Origin of the sequence: Bacillus pretiosus (assembly GCF_051294775.1) — a bacterium.
Taxonomy (GTDB): domain Bacteria; phylum Bacillota; class Bacilli; order Bacillales; family Bacillaceae_G; genus Bacillus_A; species Bacillus_A wiedmannii.
In genome coordinates this window covers 1-284 of sequence record NZ_JBPPHF010000550.1, presented here as the reverse complement: position 1 = coordinate 284, position 284 = coordinate 1, and the positions used below count along the sequence as shown (strand labels likewise).

Here is a 284-nt window from a genome sequence, read left to right as displayed (position 1 = left end):
GTTTAATGCTGTAACAACCATTAAAGAACGATTCACAATCTCTTTAATTACTACTTCATCTGCTTCAATACCACCTGCACAATTATCATTAAATGAAACAATTGCATCCGCTAATAGATGAGCAGATTGTAAGAAGTTATATGCAATAACAGGTTTAAATACATTTAATTCAAAATTTCCTTGGCTCGCTGCAAATCCGATTGTTGCGTCATTTCCCATTACTTGCGCTACAACCATCGTTAACGCTTCACTTTGCGTTGGATTTACTTTACCTGGCATAATAG

1 protein-coding gene is annotated in these 284 nt (G+C 35.2%); it reads right to left on the bottom strand.

Features of this window, described 5'->3' with window-relative positions; genetic code table 11:
* The coding region (locus ACSG5Z_RS32115) for a lyase family protein (protein WP_435712972.1) at positions 1-284 on the bottom strand (284 nt) is incomplete at both ends.